The sequence below is a fragment of the Angustibacter aerolatus genome (assembly GCF_054776675.1).
Genome location: NZ_BAAHBM010000190.1, coordinates 1 through 1,320, shown reverse-complemented (window position 1 = coordinate 1,320; position 1,320 = coordinate 1). Strand labels below are relative to the sequence as shown.

At 80.3% G+C, this 1,320-nt stretch carries 1 pseudogene; it reads left to right on the top strand.

The window, feature by feature from the left end:
• Positions 1-1,320 (top strand): annotated as a pseudogene (locus ACYVI6_RS18715) (hypothetical protein); the annotation flags it as partial.

Sequence of the window (1,320 nt, the reverse complement as noted above, 5' to 3'; positions counted from 1 at the left end):
CCTCGGGCACCGCCGCCGACCAGCGGGCCCGGGCGGCGCGGGCGCGGGTGGGCGCCCCCGTCGTGCTCCAGCTGCAGCAGACCGACGCCTCGACGCTGGCGGCCGGGGTGCGCGCCGCAGACCCCGGCGGCCGGCTGGCGACCCCCGTGCTGCGCTCCGACTCGCTCTTCGCCGGCGGCCCCAGCACGCTCGCCGTCGATCCGACGTCGTTCCCCCGGGTGGCGCTCTGGGGCTCTGCCGACGCGCCCGGCGCCGGCGCCCCGCCGCTCACCGCGCTGGCCCCGGCCGACGTGCCACCCGTGGTGCTGCGCGGCACCCGGCTGCAGGTGACGACCGTGTACCGGCCGCGACCGTTCGCCCTGACGCCGGCCGAGGAGCAGGCCAACGGCGGCCCGGTGCCGCCGGGCCCGCGGGCGCCGGTGCGGCTCTCGGTCGACGTCGTGCGCACCGACGGGCTGGTGGTGCGCGCCTCCCTCGACGTGCTGCGCCGCGGCCGCCACGTGAACACTGCGCAGCTGCCGTGCGCGCAGGGGTGCCGGCTGCGCGAGGTGCGGGCCGCCCGCACGCTCGGCGACTCCTCCGCCGCCGACGTCCGCGTCGACGTGCTGGGGGCCCGGCTGGACGGCGCACCGGTCGACCTGCGTGCCGCGTCGGGCTGGGCCGCCACCGGCGAGTTCGAGGTGGCGACCGTGACGCCGCTGCCCGCGGGCGGTCTGCGGCTGCGCAGCCGCAGCCTCGGCGGTGACCTCGTGGCGCACCGCCAGGACGTGCCCGTCGTGCTGCCCGCGGTGGTGACCGGCGACCTGCGGGCGCCGACGGCCAGCACCGACCTGCTCGTCGACCCCGACGCGCAGGTGACCGCCCCGGACCTGACCGGTGTGGACGCCGGGTACCGCCGCGCCGTCGCCTACCCGTCGCTGCCCGGCACCACCGGACCCGGCGTGCTGGTGCCGCTCGCGGCGGCGGGCGAGGTCGACGGCCCGCTCGGGGCCCGCACCCGTGCGCAGGTCTGGGTCGCCTCCGACGACCCCGCCGCGGTGAGCGCCCTGACGCGTCGGCTGGCTGCCCGCGACCTCGTCGTCGTCGGCCGCACCAGCGAGGCGTCGGTGGCGGCCGAGCTCGCGGTCGACGGCCCGGCCCTCGCGCTGCGGCTGGCGAGCCTGGTGGGTGCGGTGGCGCTGCTGCTGGCCGCCTGCGTGCTCGCGGTGTCGGCGGCGTCGTCCGGGCGGGTGCGGGCGCTCGACCTCGCGGGGCTGCGGCTGGCCGGGCTGCCGCAGCGTGCGCTGGTCGTCGCCGCCGTCCGCGAGCAGCTGCTGGTGG